Source organism: Microbacterium sp. KNMS, from assembly GCF_053851835.1.
On record NZ_JBSQBP010000074.1, the window covers coordinates 1 to 398 of the forward strand.

Here is a 398-nt window from a genome sequence, read left to right on the forward strand (position 1 = left end):
GATAACCTTCAACGACTTATTCATCCCAAAACAATGAAACTTCGTTTCAACAAAGGCGATACTGTCGTAGCAACAAAATTATCTACACGAGAGCAGGTTGTATTCTCTTGTCCTTCGGACAATATGTGTCAGCATCTTTTGAAGAGATACCTTATTCTCGTGCTGGGTAAATTTTCTAGCGAAGATAAGATTATATTCACAAAGCAATAGAGGTGTAAAATTTGACAAATATTTCATTCACAACAAATGATGGATACTCTGTCAACAAGAGTGGTACAAATATCACTATCAATTGTACGTTAGGTGGTTATCGTAGCACCGAAGAAGGTTATTTCTTCTTCATGCCTGATATCGGTGCGGAAGAGAGAACTCTTATTGAATCTCGGATTCGTGAGTTG

Annotated in this window: 1 protein-coding gene; it reads left to right on the forward strand. The window is 37.4% G+C overall.

Annotated features, from left to right (window positions below):
* Positions 1 to 210: hypothetical protein (locus ACWXWW_RS17900; protein ID WP_455971342.1), on the forward strand; the 210-nt coding region annotated here is incomplete at its 5' end.
* Positions 211 to 398 lie beyond the last annotated feature (188 nt).